The following is a 22603-nucleotide window of genomic DNA, read 5'->3' on the forward strand; positions in this document are numbered from 1 at the left end:
CATCCTTGGTGACCTGTTACGCATCACTGAGCTTCGAGCGATTGGATCACGGTATGGCCCGCATCGTGTTCAACTTTCATCATTCGTCATCTATCATACTCGTATGTATCGGCGGTGGGAAGTGGTGAAGCGGCGCGTTGACGAGCTCTTCGAAGGCCTGCCCAAGCACCTGTCCGTCGAGCAGCTCGCCGACGTCCTTGGGGTGACCCGAAACACGGCCTACCGCTATCTCAAGGGCGGGCAGATACCCGCCTACCGGGTCGGTACGTCGTGGGTGATCCTCCGGGACGAGGTGAAGGACCTCCTGGTCCGGAGCCGGGTGGGCCCTGACGAGTGATCTAGCGAGGGGGGCACGATGACGGCCGTAGGAACGTCGACGAGGGGGCAGTCGTGCACAGGGCGGTAGGGGGCAGCCTGGTCGTGGGCGCGCTACTCGTCGGCGCCATCGTCGCCCCCGTCGCGCTGAGCGGAGACGATGCCGTCGCGGCGCCGCCGAGCGGAGGGTCCGGACTCCTCAACGTCGAGGCCGTCCCGGCGGCGTTCCGCGACGCCCTCCAAGCGGCGTCCACGCGGTGCGAGGGCATCAGCGGACCCGTGCTCGCCGCGCAGATCGAGGCCGAGTCGAACTGGAACCCGACCGCGACCTCGCCTGCCGGCGCGCGCGGCATCGCGCAGTTCATGCCTGGCACGTGGGAGACCTGGGGGAAGGACTACTCCGGCGACGGGCGCGCGGACGTGCTCGATCCGGTCGACGCGATCGGATCGCAGGCCGACTACATGTGCCACCTCTACGAGTGGGTGGGCACCCGGCTCGAGTCTCGTGCGATCGCCGGCGACCACCTGCAGCTCACCCTCGCCGCCTACAACGCCGGGCCGGGAAACGTCGAGCGTGCGGGCGGCATCCCGTCGTTCATCGAGACGCAGCGATACGTGAAGCGCATCCTGGCGACGATCCCGAAGTACAGCGGCGCCCCGGTGGGCGACGTCGACGCCGGCGGAGGCCCGCCGGTCTCCTCCGACGGCACCTACCGCGAGGCGATCAAGGGATCGGGCCGGCTCGATCCGTCGAACCTGTGCCAGATTCCCTGGGCGCGTGCTGGTGAGGTGCTGCGCTGTGACGCTGCGCAGGCGCTCGAGCGGCTCAACGACGCGTACCGCGCGCAGTTTGGTGCCGACCTCGGCATCACGGACGCGTATCGCGATTTCGCCTCTCAGGTCGCCCTCTACGCCACGAAGCCTGCTCTCGCGGCCAAGCCGGGGTACTCCAACCACGGTTGGGGCCTCGCGCTGGACCTCGCCGGCATCGGCTCGGAGGGATCAACACGACACGCCTGGCTCCGTGCGAACGCTCCGGCCTACGGATGGCAGCACCCGTCGTGGGCACGGATCGGCGGATCGCGTCCCGAGTCGTGGCATTGGGAGTTCGTCGGGACCGGCTCATGAGGAGGATAGGCACGATGAAGACAGCCCCCGCCGCCGTCGCGGCGACGCTCACCCTCGCCCTCGTTGTCGCGGGCTGTGCGCCCGCGGCCGAACCGGGCCCCGGCGAGGCGTCGTCCCCGGTCAGCACGCTGAGCACGGCGCCGTCGGCAGACGCTCCGACCGAGGCCGCGGACGCTCCGACGGCCCCCGAGGAAGCCATGCTCGTCCACGCCAGCGCGGACGAGGTGGCCGACCAGGTCGCCGCCGTCATGTGGGCGAGCGACACCCGGACCGACAACGACGCGTCCGCGGCCGCGGGTCGCGCGGCCGAATGGCTCACGCCGCAGCTCGCGCAGACGGCTACGCAGGCCGTCCCTACCGGGGCCGACTGGCTCGAGCTTGTCGAGCATGAGGGGGCGCTCGTCCCCGAGGTCGTCGACGTCGACGAGGGCATGGACGCGCCCCAGGACACCGAGAGTGCCGCCGTGCGCACCCGACTCGTCACCCTGACCCCAACGGGCCGCGACGGGTGGGTCGGAGAGCCCCGAATCCTCGTCGCAACCCTCACCCTTGTCCGCGAGACGCAGGACGCGCCGTGGCTCGTCGACGCTCTCACCGTCGATGAGTCCCTCAACGGCTTGCCCGACGACCCCCAGGACTTCGGCTGAGCCAAGCCCGTCAGGGCCGCTGTTTCGCTATGCACGAGTCAACCTACCGAACATGTAACGATAGGTTATGAGTAGCCAAGGGGGCAGGCGGCTCGGACTCATCCGGCAGGATGAAGCCCATGCCGCGACTGACGAGACCCCCAGGGATGCCTAGGGAGGTCGAGGTCGCCATTGAACTCATCGGCAACCGGGCGCGCGCGGAGGTGCTGCGCGCCCTCGCCCTCCACGGCACGCTCACGATCGCGGAGCTCGCAGAGCTCCTCGACGCGACGCGCCCCGCGGTCCACGGACACCTCAAGGCGCTCGAGGCTCAAGGGCTCGTCGACGCGGACATACCAGCAGAGCGACGCCAAGGACGCCGGGTGCACTGGCGAGCCAACCGCTCCGAGGTCGAGAAGGTGGGTACCGCGTTCGGCGACTACATCGCCGGGCGCTGACCTGTGGGTATCGGGCCTGCGAAACTCATTCGGGAAAGTTCGCGACACACCGGGTCCACAGGCGAGTTGTGAGGGCACGGCATGGTTGGGTGCTCGCATGGGTAAGCGAGGACCGAAGCCCCAGGGGCCACGAGAGCGGATCGAAGCCGCCGTGCCGCCGCGTCTCGCTGAGGTGATCGACGCGGCCGCCGCTGAGTCTCCCTACAAGACCCGGAACGACTTTCTCGTCGCGCTGTTCGCCGACGCCTTCAACCAGCCTGACCTCAAGCCCAAGCCGACCCGGCCGGAGGTGCTCGACATTCCTGCATAACCGCAGATAGCAGAGCGGCCCGCCCCCCGAAGGGGGCGGGCCGAGTATCAGAAGCTCATCACCCGAGTTTGGCGACTGGGAGGTGATGGGCCCCGATCGACGCACCCTCGGTGCGTCCCTGTCTGGAGACCATCATAGGCACCGCCGCCCACGTCGCACACCAATTCGGCAGCGACACACCGAACGCTTACGCTCCGAGCGCGCCCGATTCTGGACGTTCGTCCGGGAAGTCCGCGCGTCGGCAGACGCTCGCGCAGGAGTGCTCCTGGGCCGACGTCGCGCGCGCGATCAACCGCCGCAAGTACGCCGGCGACGTCGTGCCGGCGGTGCGCGTCGACCAGGTCACCGCGGCCCTGGACGCCTCCCCGCACCCGCTCCTACGCCGGATGCGCTCCGACGGGTACGCCACGCTGCGCAAGCTCGTCCTGGTGCTCGCGTGGTCCGCGGACTGGCAGGTGCAGCGCGAGCGGAAGGGGCAGATGCTCGTGAGCGTCCCCCAGCGCGTCCTGGCCGAGCGGTGCGGGCGCTCCGAGCGCACGATCCGCCGGCACCTGCGCGTGCTCGAGGAGGTCGGCCTGCTCGCTACGGTGCGCGAGGGCACGACGGACGAGTTCCGGCCGAGGGTGCTAGAGGACGAGGGCAACGTCGTGCCTGTCTACCTGCTCCTGCTGCCCGTCAGCGTCCTCGCGGACGTCCCCGGGTGTGAACGCATCGCCGCCGAGCTCGTAGGCGCTCAGAACGCCACAGACGAGCTCGACGAGGACCCGACGACGCCCCCCTCCCCCGGCCCGGGACGCACCAGCGGCGGGCCCTGCCGTCTTTCCCTTGTGGACATAGATGTCCGCCCGCCGTTCACTCCCCTTGGGAGTGAACGGCACCCCCCGCACGCGCGCGAGAACGCGACCCAGACTGAGCCGCTGCGCGGCCCTGAACCCCATGGCGGCGCGGCGCGCCGCGGCCTCCGGGCTGCCGATCGGCACCTTGTGGCCGTGGCCGGGACCGCGACGGGCAGCCCGGAGGAACCGAGGTCCGACTTTTCGCAGGTCAACGCACCCATCGAGCGGCGCTGGCACGCCCACGAGACCCCGCAGACCAGGCCTGAGCGCCTGGCGGCCGCCGACGAGCTGCGCTGGCGGCTGCCCGTCCTGCGACGCATCAGCGCCGCCCACGTCCGCCACGTCGCCCGAGAGTTCTTCCTCGCCGGCTGGAACGTGCTCGACGTCCACTACGCCATCGACTACCGCCCCGACGGCACCCCGGTCCCCCACAGCGGCGACCTCGGCGTGATCCGCCCCGCCGACTGGCTCGCCCACCGCCTCGCCGCCTGGCGCGACGAGACCGGCACCGTCACCCGCTCCCGCTCCCAGCGACTCGCGCTCGAGCGCGCCGAGCAGCGCGCCCGCACGCGGGCGAACCAGGAAGCGGCCGCCATCGAGGCCGCACGCCGCGCCGCCGTCGACGAGTCCCCCGCCGAGGTCGCCGCCAAGCGGACGATCCGCGAGACGATCGCGGCCGCGCGGCCTCCGCAACGGGTAGTCGGGCCTCCCCCAGACACTCGCCCTGCACTCTTGCGCTGAGGCGCCGAGAACCTGACCAGGGGCACGCACGCGTCATGGGTTGCATCGGTTGAATAGGTCGCATAGTCTGACTACATGAACGAGCCGCGATCGCCGAAGGTGATGACCCCGGAGCAGGCCGCCTGGGTTCGCGAGGTTGCGTGGCATCCCCACCATCGCAAGACGTGGTCGGAGGTGCCGGCGCTCTACTCCATGTGCGCGTGTCAGCTGGGGCCCTGCGGCCACTGCGTGCGCGGCGCCCATGGTTCGTGCTCCGGACGCTCCGTCGTGCGCCCTGCCGCGTACCTGACTGCTCGCCGAGGGTCCGCGCTCACGCCGGTCTGGGAGGTCGGGCATCACCACGTCTGGCGGTGCTCCTGCTCCCCGAGCCACCCCGACGGCGCATCGGGCGCCGGGTGGCACATGCCGACGCTCTAATGACTCAGGGTCATAGGTGAAATAGATACACCATCCAAACGAGGCAGAGGAGGGCACATAGGACAGCGAGGTGCCATAGGTCCCCTAGCCCGGCCAGTGCGGAGACTCAGCCGCCCTCATTGGCTGCAAGGCATAGGACCACGCGGTTCCATAGGTCCACGAGTTCCACTAGGACGACTAGCAGTTACAGCAAGACCCGTCAGCCATCCCGGTTACCACACCACGGAGGATCACATGCGCTACCTGCCCACCGCCGAGGACGTCGCCAACATCTGCGACGCGGACCGCTACGCCACCGGCGACGTCGTCGCCCGTGAGGACGTGACGGTGGCCGAACTCATGGAGGCCGGGCGCGTGCTCGACGCCGCCTGAGCCCACCCGCCCCAACGACAGAGCGGCCCCCTGGCGTCTAGCGCCGGGGGGCCGCTCCTGTCAGCGGCCCGGTTACCACGCCAGGCCACAGGGGCACCCTAGCGCGGGAGAGTGAGCGAGGCTGACCACCAAAACCAGGTGCCATAGAACGAATATGCGTGGACCTGGGCGAACCCCGGCCTACGCTGAGGTTGACCACGTTGACCACATCGAGAGCAGGACGGACGGACGGACGGATGACGACGTACACCGTGGCGCTACCAAAGGGCGGGGTGGGGAAGAGCACCACCGCCGCCGAGCTCGCGCGGGAGCTGGGCAGGCGCGGCCGCCGCGTGCTCGCCATCGACCTTGACCAGCAGGGCAATTTCACGACGCGGCTCGGCGTCGGCCGTGAGACCGAGGTCGAGTACGTCGCCGCCGACGTCCTGCGAGGTGACGCGGCACCGGAGGACGCGGCCGTACCCTCCGCCTACGCCGGCGTCGACGTCCTCGCGGGCACGCACGACCTCATCGACGTCGAGCAGGCCCCGCCGGCCGACCTCGTAACGAGCTTGCGCGACTACCTGCCGAGGATGGGGAAGTGGGACGACGTGGTCGTGGACACCCCACCGTCCGTCGGCGGACTCACAGAAGCCGGCCTCGCGGCCGCGGACGTCGTCGTTGTGCCCGTCGAGTCCGCGGTCGAGGCGTACGACCAGATCCACCGCCTCGAGCGAGTGATCGAGGGGCGCCTCGGGCGCCGAGTGCGCCCCGGGCTACAGATCGACTGGCTCGTGCCAACGATGCACGACAGCCGGCGCCTCCTCGATAGGGAAGTCGTCGAGCAGCTCGAGAAGCGCTACCCAGGAAAGGTCACGGCGCCGGTGAGCGAGGCGGTCGCGGTGAAGGACGCTTACACGGCGAAGATGCCCGTGACCGAGTACGCGCCCACGTCGAAGGTCGCGGCGGACTATGCGGCGGTCACGAGGACCATCCTCGGAGGCGCGTCGTGACCCCGCCGAAGCGCCGACGTCTCGGCGACCGTGACGAGGACGCGATCCTCGGCGTGATCGACGAGCCGAGAAGCGACCCGCAGCCCGAGACGCGCACGACGACGCGCACTGCTCCGGCCCCAGCGGCCGCCGCAGAGGCCAAGCCGGCGCCCGTGGTAGCCGCGCCGCCGGCTTCGGGCTCGAGAACCGACAGGAGCGCGACGAAGGCACCACCAGCAGGGCAGCGTCGCCTCGGCACGTACTGGCAGAAGGCAACGTTCGACCAGGCGCGGAGCGCTTACGTCGTGGACCTAGACCAGCTCGACGACCCGCCGGTCGGGTTCGCCCGGTGGCTCGAGCGAGCGATCCAGGCACACTCGGCCCGGACGCCAGCCGAGCGCGCGGCGATCGCCGAGACGCTGGGGGAGGAGGACCGGTCCGGGGTCGGAGTGCAGCGGAACGTCCCGCTCTTCGAGTCGACCATCACCGACGCAGAGTCGGCGGTGACCGCCGACCGTCGCGCCGGACGCGTGCACTCGCTCTCGCAGTTCGTCACGGAGGCGGCACGCCGCGCCATCCGTGACGCAGAACGCCGCATCGGTGGTCCACTGCCGCCTCCACCGGCCCGGCTCCCGACCCGCCCCACTCGCTAGACGCGACTCACGACTCGCGGCCCGGACCGAGCGCTTCGCTCGGTCCGGGCCGTCTTTGCGCCATGTCGACCCACGAGTCCGATCACGCTCCGCGAGAGTCAGGACATAGGTGCACTAGGTGCGCTAGAATGAATAGGTCAGCGCATCTACCGGTTACCACAGCCTCAGAAGGGGACCACTCATGGACCACGACCCCGGTTCGGGTCAGACACGGATCGCCCGGACGCTCACTCGATTCAGGAAGCGCACCACGGCCGGAGCAGCGGCGCAGGAGGGCCCGATGGTCCGGTACCCGCGCTGGCCGGTCGCGCTGCTGGCCGGATCAGCCTTCGTCGCGATCTGGGGAGGCTGGGTCGAGCTCGGGCGCATGTCCGGGTTCGGGCCAGTAAACCTGCTCCCAGGGATCGCAGACCTCGAGGTCGACCTCTCCATCACACTGCCGCTCGGAATGGAGGTGTACGCGGCATTCGCGCTCGGCGCCTGGCTGACGTCCCGCCCGATCCCCGCGGGGGCACGCAACTTCGCCCGCTGGTCTGCGATCCTCTCGCTCATCGTGGGCGCCGGCGGCCAGATCGCCTGCCACCTGCTCGCCGCTGCCGGCGTCGACGAGGCGCCCTGGCAGGTCGTCGTCGTGGTCGCATGCATCCCCGTCGCGGTCCTCGGCCTGGCCTCCGCGCTGCTCCACCAGCTCGGGAAGGGGGAGGAGGGCGCGGGCCGCGCCGTCGGCCCCACGAACCAAGGTGCCGCGACGACCGAACCCCACACGCTCGCGCACTGGCAGGAAGCCGACCCGGGCGAGGTAGCCCCGCACAGCGGGTCTACGTCGCACCTCGTCACCCGCGATTCTGGACCGGACCACAGCAGCGAAGCCGACCCTGACGGCCCAACCGAACCGGACCACACGGACCACGCCCGCGCCGCCTGGACCACGCCGGACGAGCGCACCGCCGAAGTGATCCGGCTCTGGGCCACTGAGGGCGAGCCCGCCGGACGTCGAATCTCGCACCAGGAAATCGCGGATCGCGTGGGCACCTCCAAGTCGACCGTGACCCGGACCCTGAATCGTCACCTAGCGTCGGTCTCGGCGCGTGCGGCGCGCGTGCGCGAGGATGGGCCGACCACGACCCAGACCCCGCTCGTTGCGGCGGCACGAGAGGACTGACTCGGACCATGAGCGACCCCGGCGGAACGTGGTTCTACCCGGAGGTGCCGAGCGTCCCGCGTCGCGAGCGCGTGGACCTCGGCCCCGCCGGGTCGCTCAAGGCCGCTCGGCCGATGCTCCGTGCGGCGCGCCGCGCGCACCGCATCCGCTTCCGTCGCGACCCGCGAGCGATCGGTGCAGCTCTGCTGGTCGTCGTCGCTCTTGCACTGGCAGTGCTCACCTCTGTCGCTGTCGGGCGCCAGAGCCCGGGAGGTGCCGTTGTTGGGGGAGCAGGCGCGGTCGCGGCTGCGGGTGCGGCCGGGCTGCTCCTGATGCGCCGGTACGGGGGGACGCCCGCCGAGGAGTTCCTCGACCGCACGATCCACCACGAGACCCGACTCGCCGCCCAGCTCGAGCAGCTTACGGCCTACGGCTGGACCGTGCTCGCGGACCGGCTCGTGCCCGGGGGAGAGGCTCGCGTTCCGTTCGTCCTCGTCGGCCCCGCGGGCGTCGTAATCGTCACGCCGGCACCCGCCGCCGGGCCGTGGAAGACGGCGCACGACGAGGTCTTTCTCGAAGGGCGGCCGCTGGGCACCTGGGTGCAGACGCGATGGTGGGAAGCGACGACGGTCAATGACGCGATCGGAGCAGCTGCGCAGGACGTGGTCTTCACCGGACCTACGTACCCCGTGATTGCGGTTCCCTCCGCGCAGTCCGGCGCAGACATTCCCAACCACCCTCGACTCATCAACGCTATTCCGGTAATCCCATACCGTCACATCATCCAAGGGATTCTCGACTTGCCGGCACCGCTGCCGCGCGAGGCTGCCGCAAACCTGGCCGTCGTTGCCAGCCAGGTTTGCGTCCCAGCGGGGGTCAAACAGCCGCCGAAATAGACGCAAATTACAAGTTCACAAACGCGCATTGCGCATTGCATTTAGGTGCCGTCGGTTCTACAATAGAACTATTCTCGATGACGACTTGAAGGGGGCGGTCAAAATGGCTGGAAAGGCGACGGTCCAGGTTTACAGCAAGCCCGCGTGCGTGCAGTGTGACGCAACATACCGTGCGCTCGAGAAGAAGGGCATTGAGTACGTTACCGTCGACGTTACTCGCGACGCCGCTGCACTTGCGTTCATCCGCGACGAGCTCGGGTACTTGCAGGTCCCGGTCGTCGTGGTGGGGGAGGAGCATTGGTCGGGCTTTCGACCTGAGCGACTGGCCGCGGTCGTGCGCGACGTCGCGGCGTAGCTCACCACAAGGTCCCCTGGTCGCGGTCAACGTCCCGAAGGCCGGCCGACGTCGCATCCACGACGCTCGTGCCGGCCTTCGCCGCGTCACGCACCGCTCGCGCCCGTCCCGCCGCGCCTCGACGATCCCGGAGCGGACCACCGATCGTCTCGCGGCGCGCGACCCATTCGGCGCGGTTGAGCGCCGCGGACGACGCGCGGAGGTGCGACGGGTTTTGGCATAGCGGGTTGTCGCATCGGTGCGCGACCACGGGGGGAAGCTCGAGCGACCCAGCCCCCACGTGAGCGAGTGCAAACGCGAACCGGTGGGCGATCACAACGCGTCCCTCGCCCAGCCAGAACCGACCGTGCCCCCGGCCGGAGATCGCCCCCAGCCACAGCCAGCAGTCCGCCGAGCCAGTGGTGCGGACGAAGCTCCGATACCGAGCTACGACGCTCGGCGTCGTCGCGGCGGTGGCGAGGTGGACGTCGACGAGGGACGGCATGTCACCCCTCGACGCCCGCGAGGTCGTGCCTAACACCGTCACCCTGTGACCCCTCGCCGAAGCTCTCGCCGCCCGGTGCGGACGTCGGGAGAGGGGGAGCGTTGTCGCTGTCGGAAAGGGCGCGCAGTCGGCGGACCTCGCGCGGCTCGACCTCGAGAAGTTCGGACACCCGAGATGCGCTCTCGCCGAGGCTCAGGAGCCGGGCGACGGCACGCGCGCGCTCGGCGTCGATCGCGTCGAGCTGCGCAAGAAGCGCGCCTCGCTTGTCGTCTGCCACGAAGAACTCTTCCGCGGCTTCCTCCACGGCGCGATCACGGGCCGCTCGCTCCAGGTCCAGCCGCAGTCTTGCCGCCCGTGCTCGCTCGCGTGCTTGAACCCTGCTCGACGTCCTCGCCATTCCAGAACCCCCTACCGTTCGACCGTTCGTCTTCGGCACATGCTACCCGCCCACCCTCCTCGCATGCAGCCCAGCCGAATCGGACACACCTCTTGCACTTCAGTGTGAGGGCAAGCGAGACTGGTCCCGTGACGATCCGCCAGGGGCCCCGGGACGAGGTGACGCGGCGATGATGACCGTGCACGTCCTGCACGCCGGAGACGGATACAGCTACCTCACTCGCCAGGTCGCCACGCACGACGTGAGCCGCGAGCAGGGGAAGTCACTGAGCGACTACTACATGCAGCACGGCAACCCTCCCGGGCAGTGGGTGGGGCGTGGTCTGGACGCGCTGGGCGTCGCCGGAACCGTGCGCGAGGACCAGATGCGCGCACTGTTCGGGGAAGGTCTGCACCCGGAGGCGGACCGCCTGACGGCCGCCGCGATCGCCGCGGGAAAGACCGAAGAGCAGGCGGTTGCGGAGGTCCGGCTCGGACGTCGGTTCCCCCGCTTCGAGCGTGAGGACGACACCTTCAACGCCCGCGTCGCGGAGGCCTTCGCGACCTTCCGTGCTACCCATGACCGCAACCCCGAGGTCGGGATCGAGCGTGACCTCATCCGTTGGACGGTCGCCGGGGAGGTGCTGACCGAGCAGCGTGGGGGAGAGGCCCCGAGTGACGCCGACCGGGCGCGCTTCCTCGCCACACGCGGCCAGGCCGCCCGTCAGCCGGTCGCCGGCTACGACTTGGTCTTCACCCCCGTGAAGTCCGTTTCGACCCTCTGGGCACTCGGCGACGCACAGGTCCGAGAGCAGGTCGCGGAGGCGCACCGAGCGGCATGGACGGAGGCTCTCGAGTGGATCCAGAGCGAAGGAGCGTTCACCCGCGCTGGGCGCGCCGGAGTCGCCCAGATCGACACGCACGGCCTGATCGCCACGGCGTTCGATCACCTCGACTCACGCACCGGTGACCCCAACCTCCACACGCACGTTGCTGTCTCCAACAAGGTGCTCGGGGTCGATGGGAAGTGGCGGGCGCTCGACGGGCGCGTACTGCACGCCTTGGGCGTCGCGGCGTCCGAGCGCTACAACACGAACGTTGAGACGGAGCTGCGCGAGCGGCTCGGAGTCGAGTTCGTCGAGGAGACCCGGCGCGCGGGACGGCAGGGCGTCCGCGAGGTCGCCGGCATCGACCGCGGCGTGCGAGAAGCCTTCTCGCGTCGCCGCGCGAGCATCGAGGACGAGTACGAGCGACTGCTCGGCGAGTACCGCGCCAAGCACGGTCACGAGGCACCTCGCGGAATGCAATTCCGCCTCGCGCAGCAGGCCACGCTTGAGACCCGCGGAGAGAAGGGCGCGGTCGTCTCGCTCGGCGCTCGGATAGCTGAGTGGCAGACCGTGGCTGCTCGCATTCTTGGGAGCCCATCTGAGGTGTCCCGAATGATCCGATCCGCGCTCAACCGAGACGCCGGCGAGGCGCGGGTCGTAGAGGTCGACGAGCTCGCGCAGGAGGTGGTTCAGAACCTCACGACGAAGCGGGCCACGTGGGGCCGGTTCCACCTTGAAGCGGAAGCCCTGCGCGTCGCGCGCGAGAATGTAGCGCGCGGCCAGGAGGTTAGGGCGCTCGTGCGGGACGTCGTAGATCGCGCGACCTCGCTTTCGATTGCGCTCACGCCGCCCGAGCTCAACGAGACGCCGGAGGTTCTCCGGCGCGCCGACGGCGAGTCGGTTTACACCGTCCACGGCTCCGAGAAGTTCACGAGCCTGGCCGTCCTCGAGGCCGAGGACGCGCTCGTGGCCGCGGCACAGAGCGACGCCGGCCTGCGCGTGGACGAGGGGACGTTCGAGCGCGCGACGTCGGAGATTGAGGAATCGACCGGGCGCCGGCTCAACGCCGGGCAGCGCGAACTCGCACGCCGCTTCGCCGCCGGCGGCCACCGGATCGAGGCCGGGATCGGTCCCGCGGGTGCAGGCAAGACGACCGCGATGAAGGCGTTCACGCACGCCGTGGAGACTGCCGGCGGCCGCGTGCTCGCACTCGCCCCGTCGGCGGCCGCGGCCGCGGTGCTCGGCGCCGAAATCGGCACGACCGCGGACACCCTGCACAAGCTCCTCGACGCCCACCGCGACGACCGGCCAACGCCCACGGACCTCGTCGTCGACGAGCGCACCGTGCTCCTCGTCGACGAGGCCGGCATGGCAGGCACGACGGAGCTCGCCGCGGTGCTCGAACTCGCGGTCCGCCGCGGCGCCTCGGTGCGGCTCCTCGGCGACCCCGCCCAGCTCTCCGCGGTCGGTGCTGGTGGCGCGCTGCGCCTGCTCGACGAGCGTGTCGGCGCCGCGCACCTCGAAGAGGTCCACCGGTTCACCGACGCCGCCGAGGCCGCCGCGAGCCTCCGCCTGCGCGACGGTGACGTTGGCGCCGTCGGGTTCTACGTCGACAACCGGCGGGTGGCTGGCGGCAGCCAGCAGGACATGACCGATGACCTCTACACCGCATGGTGGGCCGACAACGAGGCGGGCCTCACCTCGGTCATGGTCGCCGCGACCAACACCGACGTCATCACCCTCGCCAGCCGCGCACGCCTCGATCGCGTGGCCGCCGGCGAGGTCGAACGCGACGGCGTCGAGCTCCACGACGGCACCCGCGCGGGCGCCGGCGACGTCGTCGTGACCCGCAGCAACGACCGCCGTCTCAAGGCCGGACCGACCGACTACGTCAAGAACGGCGACCTGTGGCACGTCACGGGTCGCTCGCGCCGTGGCCACCTGCGCGTGCAGCACACCACGACCGGCGCCCGAACCACGCTGCCCGCGGACTACGTCCGCGAGCACGTCGAGCTCGGCTACGCCGCCACGATCCACCGCGTGCAGGGCATGACCGTCGACACATCGCACACCCTCGTCGGCGCGGGAATGACCCGCGAGCAGATGTACACCGCCGTCACCCGAGGCCGCCGCTCCAACCGGCTGTACGTCGTGGCCGAGGAACTGCTCGAGGTCGACGCCCACGAGCAGCCGGCGCCCGAGCGCGCCGCGGCCGCCGCGCTCGAGAGCGTCGTCGCCCGCAGCGGCGCCGAGCTCTCGGCGACCGAGACCGTCGAGCACGAGTACGACGCCGCCGAGTCGCTCGCGCGGCTCGTGCCCGCGTACGAGGACGCCTACGAGCGACTGCTCGACCCTGACCGCGACGAGCGACTCTCCGCGGCCGCCCGTGCCGCGCTGCCGGAGCGTGCCGACGAGCTGCTCGCGGACCCCGCCTGGCCCGCTCTTGCGGCGCGCGTCGCGCTCCACGAGGCGGCCGGCGCCGACCCCGTCGAGGTGCTCCGGGGGGCGGCGGAAGAGCGCACGCTTGCCGGAGCGAAGTCGCTCGCACAGGTGCTCCACCACCGCGTGGGCGTACCCACGCTGCACGACCTCGACCGTCGCGGACTGCCCGCATGGATCACCCCCGCACCGGACGTGGTCCTTCCCGACGTCGGTGCGCAGGAGGCGCCCGTCGACGCCGAGCGCGCCCGTGCGCTCGAGGTCCAGGCCGCGGCCTGGACCTGGTGGCAGGACCAGCGGAGTCGGACCTCGTGGGCAGACGAGTACATGGCGACGCGCGGCCTCGCCGCGACCGAGTACGGCGTCGCTCCCGCAGGCTGGACCGGGCTCGTCGAGCACCTGGCGGCCGCGGGCTACTCCGACGACGACATGCTCGCCGCGGGCGTCGCCACGACGACCCGTCGCGGAACGCTGGTCGACCGGTTCCGCGACCGCGTCGTCTTCCCCGTGCGTGACGAGCACGGCGACGTCGTCGGCGTGAGCGCCCGGATCAACCCGGCGAGCACCGACGAGCGCGCGCCCAAGTACCTGAACACGCCCGAGACCGTCACGTACCGCAAGCGCGAGCTCCTCCTCGGTCTCGACCCTGAGGCGCGAGCCCGCCTCGTCGCCGGCGCCCGCCCGGTCCTCGTCGAGGGTGCCGCCGACCGTGCGGCGATCCTCGCCGCGGCACCCGACGTCGTCCCGGTCGCCGCGTGCGGCACCGGAGTCACCGAGGAGCACCTCGCCGCGCTGCGCGCTGCCGCAGGCCGCGAGCTGCACGACCTCGTCGTCGCTCTCGACCCGGACGCCGCAGGCCGGAAGGCCGCCGCGAGGGTCTGGGCGATGCTTACACCCGCGGAGGCAGCATCCGCGGCCGCGCTCGAACTGCCCGCAGAAATCGACCCCGCCCAGATGGTCCAGGACCACCGCGGCGACGAGCTCCGTGCCGCGCTCGAGCACCCGAACCGGTCCCTCACGTCCGCCGTCATCGACGCCACGATCGACCGCCACGACCTCACCTATCCCGAAGGGCGCGCGCTCGCGATGCGCGACGCCGCTCACACGGCCGCTGCTCACCTCGAGCCTGTCGCCCTCGCCGGCGTCGCCGCGCACCTCGCAGCCCGCTTCGCGGACCACTACCCCCGTGAGCTCGTCGAGGAGGAAGTCACCGAGGCCTGGCTCGAGCGTCGGCCCCAGCCGGGACCGACCGCCCCGCCTGCCGCGGTGCCCGCCCGGAGCATCGACCCCCAGGTCGCCGCGTGGCTCAACCGGCAGGCCGACATGGTCGCCCGCAGACTCGACCGGCTCGTCGACGACGTCGCCGCTCGACGCACCCCGTGGGCCGGCGCGATCGTCGACGCGCCCGCGACGACCGCCGCCCGCGATCAGTGGGAGACCGCCGTGCGCCACATCGCCGCCTACCGCGACCGCTACGCCATCACCAGCAGCGAGCCGCTCGGCCGCGCCGACGTCGTCGGCGAGCAGGCGCTCGCTCGCCAGCACGCCGCCGCGGCGCTCGACACCGTCGCCCGTGCTGAGGACGAGCCCGCCCTTGCCGCCGCGCCGTCGCGCACACTCGACCGCGCACAGCAGATCCTCGCCGACGCCCGCGCCCGACGTGAGGCCGCCCAACGCGAGGCGGCCGCGCGCGAGGAGGCGCAGCGCCGTCAGCGTGAGGAGCAGGCTCGCGACCAGCACGGCCGCGGCCGCGGGTTCGAGCGCTGACCGTCATGCGGCCGTTGCCTCTCAATCGGCTTCCGCGCGCGGCGTGGACGCTCGCGGTCTCGTTCGCGGGTGAGTGGGACAAGGAAGGTCGAGACCTTGTCCCGCCAGGCTGGCGGCCGAGGATCGCGGCAGCAACCGTCGGCCTCTACGCGCTTTCGTTGCTCGTGATTCCCGGTGCACACCAGAGCAAGGACGGGCGCGTGGTAGCCGTGCTCCGCCGTCAGGAGCGACGGGCGAATCTGCTCATCGGGCTTCGCGCGGCCGCGGTCGGCTCTCCGCTCCTGGTCGCCATCGCTCTTGACCCATCCCGGCTAGCTCCCGCATGCCTTGCTCTCCTAGCCCTCGTGGTCGGGCCCGGGTGGTGGGGATGGAAGACCTCGAGACAGTACCGGCCCGGCGCCCCGAAGGGGTCACCCACCGAGCCACGCGCGACCTGGTCGCTCTCGTCGGTCGGATGCCGACCCGAGGCCCGCGGTCCCTACACGCTGTTCCAGGTCCGCGCGCTCGTGCGCCAGCACGCCAAGCCTGGGGACACGGTCGGTGTCGTGGCCGGCAGTACCGAGACCGCGAAGGCCTACGTCGCCATCGGCTTCGTCCGCGTCGCTGACGACGACCCGCGCATGATCCTCACCTGTCGTGTGTGACTGACCGACCGCCTGTTGGGCGGGTGTGGCCTCCGAGGCTGCGGCGGTCGCACGGCGCCCGCCTTCGGGCGCTTAGGGTACGTACGTGCACCTGCAAGCTGTCCCCTCTGGTCTGCCGAACGTCCCGAACGATCCGGACGCGGCGCTCTCCCAGCTGCTGCGCGAGGGGGTGACGCTCGGTGACTCGTCAGCCTGGCTGCCCGCCCTGCCGAAGTCGAGCGTGGACCTGTTCTTCACGTCGCCGCCGTACGCCGACGCGCGCGCCTACTCGCGTATCCACCCTGACCGCTACGTTGAGTGGTTTCTGCCGTTCGCGCGTGCCATGTACGACGCGACAACTGAGACCGGCTCACTGGTAATCAACATCAAGAACCGAGTGGCGAAAGCTGGCCCTCTGAGGGGGCAGCGTCACCCGTACGTGTACCAGCTCGTGATCGCGCTGCAGAACATGGGCTGGCGGTGGATCGAGACGTACATCTGGGCCAAGCCCAACGCGGTGCCCGGCAAGTTCGGCCCGCGGACCAAGGACGCGTACGAGTACGTCTACCACTTCGCCCGCGGCGCCAAGCCCTACTTCGACCTCGACGCGGTGCGGGTGCCCTACCGCACGACCCAGGAAGAGATCGAGCGACGCAAGCTCGACAAGAACGGACGACGCAACACCGATGCCGGCTTTGGGCGCGACCGGACTACGACCTACAAGCACGGTGGTGCAGACCCCGGGAACGTGCTCTCGGTCTCCCAGACGTACAACCAGCACTACGGCGTCGCCCACACAGCCGCGATGCCGGAAGGCCTCGCCTCGTTCTTCATCCGCGCGATGAGCCCTGAGCGCGGAGTGGTGATCGATCCTTTCGCGGGGGGCGGGACGACGGTCGTCGTCGGGCGGCGGCACGGTCGCCGTACGGGCGGCATCGAGCTCCACCAAGAGTTTGTCACCGAGGCGCGTCGGCGCATCGCTGACGATCGCGACGACGATTTGCCCGGCTACGCCGTCGTGGCGGGCTGAGCGCCATGCCGACCATCAAGGAGACCGTCGACCGGATCGTCAGTGCCAGCAGCTGGGACCAGCGGGTGGCTCAGATCCGTCTGGTGGAGCAGAACCACGGCACGGGTCAGCACGCGGAGATCTTCGCTGACGTGGCGCGCGAGGCGTACGTGCCCCACCTCGCGCCCGACTTCGCCTACATCAACGAGGAGCGGTTTTACGACCGCCCCTACTTCACCGAGGTCTACAACTCGGCGGCGGCTGCTACGCACGACTTCGTCGACGTCACCGACGCGGACCTTGCGCGCGTTCTGAAGGACGATCCGCGTACGCTCCTGGTCTTCCGCACCATGCTGGGGCTGACGCACCAGGAGTTCGCGCACTGCACGACGCTGACCGCCGAGCCGATCGGGCTCAAGGCGGTCAGCGCGAGCAAGATCAAGTCGATGGAGCAGAAGGGCAGCCTTGTTGATGACGCGGTTGCCAAGGTCGTGGCGACCACCGTCACGCAGGTGATGAGCGGCTCGTTGTTCGGTGACCCGGGGGTCCCGGAACTGCGGGTCAAGCAGCAGAAGCTCGACACCGAACACGGCTGGCAGTCGGTTCAGAGCGTCGCGAACGGAGGTGTCCGCTACTCCGACTTCCTCCACCAGCGTCATTACGGGGGCGCGTTCCGCCAGGTCCTGGACGCCACATCGACCAAGCGGGGGAACCTGCTTGAGGACGCCGTCGAACAGCTCTTCCAGGATCACCAGGTGCCGTACATCCGCACCGGCTCGCATAACCAGGGCGACATCGAGGCGCGATTCGAGATCCGCGTACAGCCGGCCCCCGACTTCGTCGTGTTCGACAACGCCGGTCGACTTAGGGCCATGCTCGAGTGCAAGCTCGTCAACGACGGGGGCACCGCCCGGGACAAGGCTCTCCGCTTCGAACGTCTCCGTCAGGAGTCCGTCCGGCTCGGAGGCGTCCCGCTCCTCGCTGTGCTCGCCGGCCTTGGGTGGGCGCGAGTCAACGACACGCTCGGCCCCGTCGTACGCGACACCGAGGGGCGCGTCTTCACGCTCGCAACCTTGCCTGAGATGCTCAAGGTCTCCCCGTTCCCCACCCTCACCGGGACGGCAACCGTCAGCTAGGCCTCGCATGCCGAAGGGCTCCACCCGCCACAGGCGCGTCAGCTAGGCCTCGCATGCCGAAGGGCTCCACCCGCCACAGGCGGGTGGAGCCCTTCGTGTTGCCTACTCCGCGACGAGGTCGCGCACCTGCCGGAGGATGTCGACAGCCTCGGCGTTGATCGCCTCACGCAGCCGCTCGTCGTGGTCGTCACCGGGCAGGTGGGCCGACTCGATGACCTTCCCAAGAGCCGTGGTGCGGTCGTAGATCCGCACCTGCTCGTTCTGGTACGTCGGCATGTCCTCGACGTTGAAGGGCACGTGCCCCAGCCCGCGTGCAGCCAGCGATTCGCTGATCTGCCCGTTGATCCGTTCCGTCAGACGGCCCGCTCCCTGCGCATCGCGCAGGCGCCATGCGGAGACCGTTACCACGCCGCCGTGCTCGTCGACATCGGCCTTGATCCCATCCCATGTGCTGTTCTTGCTCAATTCATAACTCCTTAGGTCGGGCACCACCACGGGTGCAAGAACAACTCTACCACGAGCATGAAGAAAAAAGCAACGACGAGTTTTTCCGGGAGTTCGATCCTGAAGTTCAGGAGCGGGCGGCCGGGCTAGGCTGTCCGAGAAACGACGGCGGTCTCAACCCACCAACGCACCACGAGGGTAGATGATGCGTGGTCGTGGAGGCTGGGATGAGTGTGGTGACGTCGCTGCCAGCGGCAGTACAGGACGTCGTGTGGCAGGCATGGGGCGAGGGCGAGTCACTGCGGCGGATCGCCGATCGGGCCGGCGTCCCGTCGCATCACGTGCGCCGGTACTTGCTGCGTCATGGTGGGGTGCGACCCGCGTTGCCGAGACGCTCCCCACGGCACCTGAGTCCAGGTGAGCGGGAAGAGATCTCGCGTGGGATCGCTGCTGGTCTTTCTGCCCGGGCGATCGCCGAAGGGTTGGGGCGGTCGGCGTCGACGGTCTCGCGCGAGATCGCCCGCAACGGCGGCCGTGACGCCTACCGTGCGACGGTCGCCGATGAGCGTGCCCGCGTCGAAGCCCGGCGGTCGCGGGTGCCGCGTCTCGCGAGCGACGAGCGGCTGCGGGCGGTGGTGCTCTCGCGGCTCGAGCTGGACTGGTCCCCGCAGCAGATCGCGGCGTGGCTGCGCCGCGAACATCCCCACGAGCCGGGCATGTGGGTCTCGCACGAGACGATCTACCGCGCTGTCTATCTGCCGGCATCGCGGAACCTGCCGAAGAGCACGTACCAGCGGCTGCGGTCCGGTCGCACGATGCGCCGGCCCCGGCTCGTGAAGCGATCGCACGGGCGAGGGCATCTGCGCGACATGGTCTCCATCCACCACCGCCCCGCCACCGTGACCGACCGGCTCGAGCCGGGTCATTGGGAAGGTGACCTCGTCATGGGCAAGCGCCCGAGCGCGGTCGCGACCCTCGTCGAGCGCACCACCCGCTACCTGAAGATCGTGCCGCTGCCCGACGGGATCAAGGCCAAGGACGTCAGCATCGCGGTCGCCCGCGCCCTGTTCAACGTCCCACCCGGCATGTGCAAGTCCCTGACCTGGGACCGCGGCCGCGAGATGGCCGACCACGCCTTCCTCAGCGCGCTCATCGATGCCCCGGTCTACTTCTGCGACCCCCGCAGCCCGTGGCAGCGCGGCACCAACGAGAACACTAACCGCCTCCTGCGCCAGTACCTCCCGCGGCGCACGAACATGAACGCGACGAGTAACGACGAGCTCGAACGCATCGAGAGGCTCCTGAACGAACGGCCTCGGCAGGTCCTTGAATGGGCGGCGCCGACGGAGAGGTTTCTTGAGACCGCAGCGGCGGCTCGAGAATTGCGCCGGTCGATGAGCAGATCCGACGCAGGCGTGCGAGCTGTAGCTGAGGAATGAAGCCGGGGCAGGCAATGAGAATCGGCGACTGTGATGTGTCTCTGCGAGACCGCCCACCGGGGATACCCCTTCGAGTCAGGAGGGCGACCAGCGTGGGCGTGGCGCCGGTCTGGGCGCAGCCACGATCACATCGGGCTTGTCACGTGGACGATCCTGAGTGGGCCTTCTTCAGGTGTGGGCGTCTCGAACCCGTCGATGTACGCGATCGCTCGCTCGCGCGACACAGCGATGTCGTCCGGGCCGGAGTTCTCGCGCTGGGCCAACCTGTCCAGGAGGATCGACCGCCTGGTGTCCAGGTAGTAGACGACCGGGACGACGCCGAGGGGGGCGCAGAGCCGCCTGAACTCATCGCGCGAGGCACGGGACCAGAACGAGGAGTCCACGACGACGCCCTTCCCCTGCTTCACACAGTCGACGAGCTTGTCCTGGAGCGTTCCGTTGACGACCTGGCGCGCGTCGTCGCCGATCGGGTGGGTCCGGTGCCCGAGGGCCCACGCCTCGCCGTCGAACGAGACCCTGACATAGCCCCGGGCCTCCAGGCCACGCGCGTAGGTCGACTTCCCCGATCCAGCCGGACCGCACATGAGGATGACCTGGTCCACGTAGCCAACCCTATGCGGGCTCAACGCAGGTGAGGGACAAAGGCGGTGACGCCCGGGTAGGAGTCGAGGGCTGCATGACCACCTACGGCCGGCATCACCCGGAAATCCGCTTGACCATACCGCCGTGCCGTAAGCCGATCCCCTACCGAGACACTCCGCGCACCGATGCGCCGTGAGCAAGCGCGCCGTTCCAGACCGTCTCGCTAGACCCGCCCGCGAATGCGCCCGGTGAGGGTCGCCTATCTGCGACACTCTGGCCATGACTGCGACGCTTATTGGGTACGCGCGCTGCTCGACCGCCGAACAAGACCTCACCGCTCAACGCGAGGCGCTCGAGACGATGGGCGTCCACCCGCGCCGCGTCTACGTCGACCAGGGTGTTACCGGCACCCACCGCGACCGCCCCGGGCTCCGCGAAGCTCTCGCAGCCACCAGGTCCGGTGACACGCTCGTCGTCACCAAGCTCGACCGTCTCGCCCGTTCGATCCGCGACGCGCGCGACATCGTCGACGAGCTCACCACCCACGGCGTCCGACTTCAGATCGGGGCCACCGTGCACGACCCGGACGACCCCGTGGGCCGGCTCCTACTCAATGTGCTCGCGATGGTCGCCGAGTTCGAGGCCGACCTCATCCGCGCCCGCACCCGCGAGGGCATGGCCATCGCCAAGGCCAAGGGCAAGCTCAAGGGCCGCAAGCCCAAGCTCACGCCCGCCCAGGAGCGTCACCTCGTCGACTTGCACCACGCCGGCGATCACACCTCGGCCGAGATCGCCGAACTGTTCAGCGTCTCCCGTGCCACTGTTTACCGAGCCGTCGCGCGAGCCCGCCCAAGGGTATGAACCGCGCGCCCGCCGAGATCACGCTGTTTACTGGACCCGGGACGGTTCAGCTAGATCCGATCGCGACACGTCTCCACCACTTCCTCACCGAGACGGCGGCCGTGTTGGCGACATTGCACGCCAGGATGGGGGCGTGAATCCAGGCACGCAGAGCGGGCGAGGCGATTGCTTCGCTGGACGTCGACGACGTTGGGCGGCTGGACTTTCCCTGACCCTCGTCGCGCTGGTGGGAGCTGCCGCGGCGCTCGACGAGTCGCACAGACCCGGCCTGTTCTATGAGTATGTCGCGCTCCCGGCGCAGGCGCTGTGGACTCTCTCCACCTCCGAACAGGAGGAACGCAAGTATGTGCTCGAACAGGCACGAGAGGTCGCCCAGTGGAACGGGATCCGAAAGGTCGGATGGCCCAGAGTCAACCCGTACAACTCGAATCTCGGCCAGCTACAGACGCCAGAGGGCAGCTTCACCGCGACCCTTGACCCGGAAGCCGATGTACCCGCGCTTGCCCGTCGTCTGCAACCGCTCGTGAATGACGCCGAAGGAGCGGGTGTCCATCTGACTGTCCGTCTTGAGGGCGGAGACATGAGCCCCGTATCGGTCTCTCCCGTCGAGGACGATGTACTCGATGAGGCCCTGCGCACTGCACGAGCCGTCCAGGCGCTCGACGGAGTCCAGCACGTTGCACTCTGGCTCGGAGATCCGAGTCCCGAGGAAAGATGGTCCTTCGCCGTCCCCGCACGGCTCGACGTCATGATTGCCGCGCCAGCGTCTGCAGGATCTCTGATCGACAGAGCAAGGACCGGGGAGGTTTACCTCCTCATCCGGGCGGGCGACTGCGACCTCGCGCTCGACTCGCCACAGAGCCCTGCCTCGCTCACCAACGCGAGGCGTCTCTTCGAGCAGCTCTGCGCGGACCAACGCCTCGGGCGCAGCACGATCACGGTGAGCAATCGCGACGACCTAGGACAAGTACTCGACGAGCCACGCATCTCGGTATCGATCTCCACCGACCCCGCAAGTGCGGAGACCACGGCTGCCGACCTCTGGCCGCTCGTGCGCGCAAGCGGGGTCGCCAGGACCGACTTCCTCGTGAGGGGCGTGGAGTCCGAACACGCCTAGGACCACCGCCGGTTCTGACTTAACCCAGGCAGACCGAGGCACTAGCGTTCTCGAGCAAGCGGTGCGTTGGTCGGTTGAGACCGCCACCGTTTCTCGGACGTCGCACAACCAGGTTCTGCGACGTCCGAGAAACGTGGGTTCTGCATCACGCGGTGTTGCTACGAGTCCCTCTTCGCGAGGTGGGCGTTGAGGGCGGTGCGATCGGCGTCGCCGTCGCGGTCGGCTTGGCGGCCTGGGCGGTGGACGGTGCGATTCGTCGTCCGCGGGTCCATTGGACGGCG

General features: G+C 69.8%; 22 protein-coding genes. 19 read left to right on the forward strand and 3 right to left on the reverse strand.

Annotation, left to right across the window (positions count from 1 at the left end; all coding sequences use genetic code 11):
* Positions 1-103 precede the first annotated feature (103 nt).
* The 13 genes from ACI769_RS19025 (at position 104) to ACI769_RS19085 (ending at position 9219) form a co-directional block, all read left to right on the forward strand.
* Positions 104-337, forward strand: a complete 234-nt coding sequence (locus tag ACI769_RS19025) for a helix-turn-helix domain-containing protein (RefSeq protein ID WP_155099703.1) — start codon at positions 104-106, stop codon at positions 335-337.
* Positions 338-420: 83 nt separating this feature from the next.
* A complete protein-coding gene (locus tag ACI769_RS19030) occupies positions 421-1443 on the forward strand; it encodes a transglycosylase SLT domain-containing protein (protein WP_409142117.1) in 1023 nt (340 codons plus the stop codon).
* A gap of 14 nt (positions 1444-1457) precedes the next feature.
* Positions 1458-2090, forward strand: a complete 633-nt coding sequence (locus tag ACI769_RS19035; RefSeq protein ID WP_409142118.1) for a hypothetical protein — start codon at positions 1458-1460, stop codon at positions 2088-2090.
* Between the two features lie 146 nt (positions 2091-2236).
* The gene (locus ACI769_RS19040) at positions 2237-2527 is read left to right on the forward strand and encodes an ArsR/SmtB family transcription factor (RefSeq protein WP_409142119.1); all 291 of its coding nucleotides are present in this window, start codon (positions 2237-2239) and stop codon (positions 2525-2527) included.
* 97 nt (positions 2528-2624) lie between these two features.
* Complete coding sequence (locus ACI769_RS19045; RefSeq protein ID WP_155099707.1) at positions 2625-2837, forward strand: hypothetical protein; 213 nt, start codon at positions 2625-2627, stop codon at positions 2835-2837.
* Positions 2838-3163: 326 nt separating this feature from the next.
* A complete protein-coding gene (locus tag ACI769_RS19050; RefSeq protein WP_409142120.1) occupies positions 3164-4414 on the forward strand; it encodes a hypothetical protein in 1251 nt (416 codons plus the stop codon).
* A gap of 102 nt (positions 4415-4516) precedes the next feature.
* Complete coding sequence (locus tag ACI769_RS19055; protein ID WP_409142134.1) at positions 4517-4831, forward strand: DUF6248 family natural product biosynthesis protein; 315 nt, start codon at positions 4517-4519, stop codon at positions 4829-4831.
* Between the two features lie 234 nt (positions 4832-5065).
* Complete coding sequence (locus tag ACI769_RS19060; protein ID WP_155099709.1) at positions 5066-5203, forward strand: hypothetical protein; 138 nt, start codon at positions 5066-5068, stop codon at positions 5201-5203.
* 158 nt (positions 5204-5361) lie between these two features.
* A complete protein-coding gene (locus ACI769_RS19065) occupies positions 5362-6195 on the forward strand; it encodes a ParA family protein (RefSeq protein ID WP_409142121.1) in 834 nt (277 codons plus the stop codon).
* On the forward strand, positions 6192-6827 hold the full coding sequence (locus ACI769_RS19070) for a hypothetical protein (RefSeq protein ID WP_409142122.1): 636 nt from the start codon (positions 6192-6194) through the stop codon (positions 6825-6827). The genes ACI769_RS19065 and ACI769_RS19070 overlap by 4 nt, the downstream gene beginning before the upstream one ends.
* A 181-nt stretch (positions 6828-7008) precedes the next feature.
* Positions 7009-7989 carry a hypothetical protein gene (locus ACI769_RS19075; protein WP_409142123.1) on the forward strand — a complete coding sequence of 327 codons (981 nt, stop codon included), beginning with the start codon at positions 7009-7011 and terminating at the stop codon, positions 7987-7989.
* 8 nt (positions 7990-7997) lie between these two features.
* The gene (locus ACI769_RS19080) at positions 7998-8864 is read left to right on the forward strand and encodes a hypothetical protein (RefSeq protein ID WP_409142124.1); all 867 of its coding nucleotides are present in this window, start codon (positions 7998-8000) and stop codon (positions 8862-8864) included.
* 103 nt (positions 8865-8967) lie between these two features.
* Positions 8968-9219 (forward strand): glutaredoxin family protein, encoded by a 252-nt coding sequence (locus tag ACI769_RS19085; RefSeq protein ID WP_409142125.1) that lies wholly within the window; start codon positions 8968-8970, stop codon positions 9217-9219.
* Positions 9220-9704: 485 nt separating this feature from the next.
* Here the strand turns inward: ACI769_RS19085 and ACI769_RS19090 are convergent, their stop codons facing one another.
* Complete coding sequence (locus ACI769_RS19090; RefSeq protein ID WP_409142126.1) at positions 9705-10007, reverse strand: hypothetical protein; 303 nt, start codon at positions 10005-10007, stop codon at positions 9705-9707.
* Between the two features lie 262 nt (positions 10008-10269).
* Here ACI769_RS19090 and mobF point away from each other — a divergent pair, with 262 nt between their 5' ends.
* The 3 genes from mobF to ACI769_RS19105 all read left to right on the forward strand — a co-directional run bounded on the left by mobF (position 10270) and on the right by ACI769_RS19105 (position 17879).
* On the forward strand, positions 10270-15111 hold the full coding sequence (gene mobF / locus ACI769_RS19095) for a MobF family relaxase (RefSeq protein ID WP_409142127.1): 4842 nt from the start codon (positions 10270-10272) through the stop codon (positions 15109-15111).
* A 729-nt stretch (positions 15112-15840) separates the two neighbouring features.
* On the forward strand, positions 15841-16764 hold the full coding sequence (locus tag ACI769_RS19100; protein WP_409142128.1) for a DNA-methyltransferase: 924 nt from the start codon (positions 15841-15843) through the stop codon (positions 16762-16764).
* A 5-nt stretch (positions 16765-16769) separates the two neighbouring features.
* Entirely contained in the window at positions 16770-17879 is a 1110-nt protein-coding gene (locus ACI769_RS19105) for a hypothetical protein (RefSeq protein ID WP_409142129.1), read from the forward strand.
* Positions 17880-17981: 102 nt separating this feature from the next.
* Here ACI769_RS19105 and ACI769_RS19110 read toward each other — a convergent pair whose 3' ends face one another.
* Positions 17982-18344: a hypothetical protein gene (locus ACI769_RS19110; RefSeq protein ID WP_409142130.1), complete on the reverse strand. Its 363-nt coding sequence runs from the start codon at positions 18342-18344 to the stop codon at positions 17982-17984.
* A gap of 206 nt (positions 18345-18550) precedes the next feature.
* On the opposite strand from ACI769_RS19110, the gene ACI769_RS19115 reads away from it, so the two are divergent.
* Positions 18551-19762, forward strand: coding sequence for an IS30 family transposase (locus ACI769_RS19115; protein ID WP_187662127.1), 1212 nt, complete (start codon positions 18551-18553; stop codon positions 19760-19762).
* Positions 19763-19887: 125 nt separating this feature from the next.
* Here the strand turns inward: ACI769_RS19115 and ACI769_RS19120 are convergent, their stop codons facing one another.
* Complete coding sequence (locus ACI769_RS19120) at positions 19888-20364, reverse strand: ATP-binding protein (RefSeq protein ID WP_232089073.1); 477 nt, start codon at positions 20362-20364, stop codon at positions 19888-19890.
* A 259-nt stretch (positions 20365-20623) separates the two neighbouring features.
* On the opposite strand from ACI769_RS19120, the gene ACI769_RS19125 reads away from it, so the two are divergent.
* Both ACI769_RS19125 and ACI769_RS19130 read left to right on the forward strand, forming a co-directional pair.
* A complete protein-coding gene (locus ACI769_RS19125) occupies positions 20624-21205 on the forward strand; it encodes a recombinase family protein (RefSeq protein ID WP_409142131.1) in 582 nt (193 codons plus the stop codon).
* Positions 21206-21431: 226 nt separating this feature from the next.
* A complete protein-coding gene (locus ACI769_RS19130; RefSeq protein ID WP_409142132.1) occupies positions 21432-22322 on the forward strand; it encodes a hypothetical protein in 891 nt (296 codons plus the stop codon).
* Positions 22323-22603 lie beyond the last annotated feature (281 nt).

Source organism: Cellulosimicrobium sp. RS (assembly GCF_046159675.1).
Lineage (GTDB): Bacteria > Actinomycetota > Actinomycetes > Actinomycetales > Cellulomonadaceae > Cellulosimicrobium > Cellulosimicrobium funkei.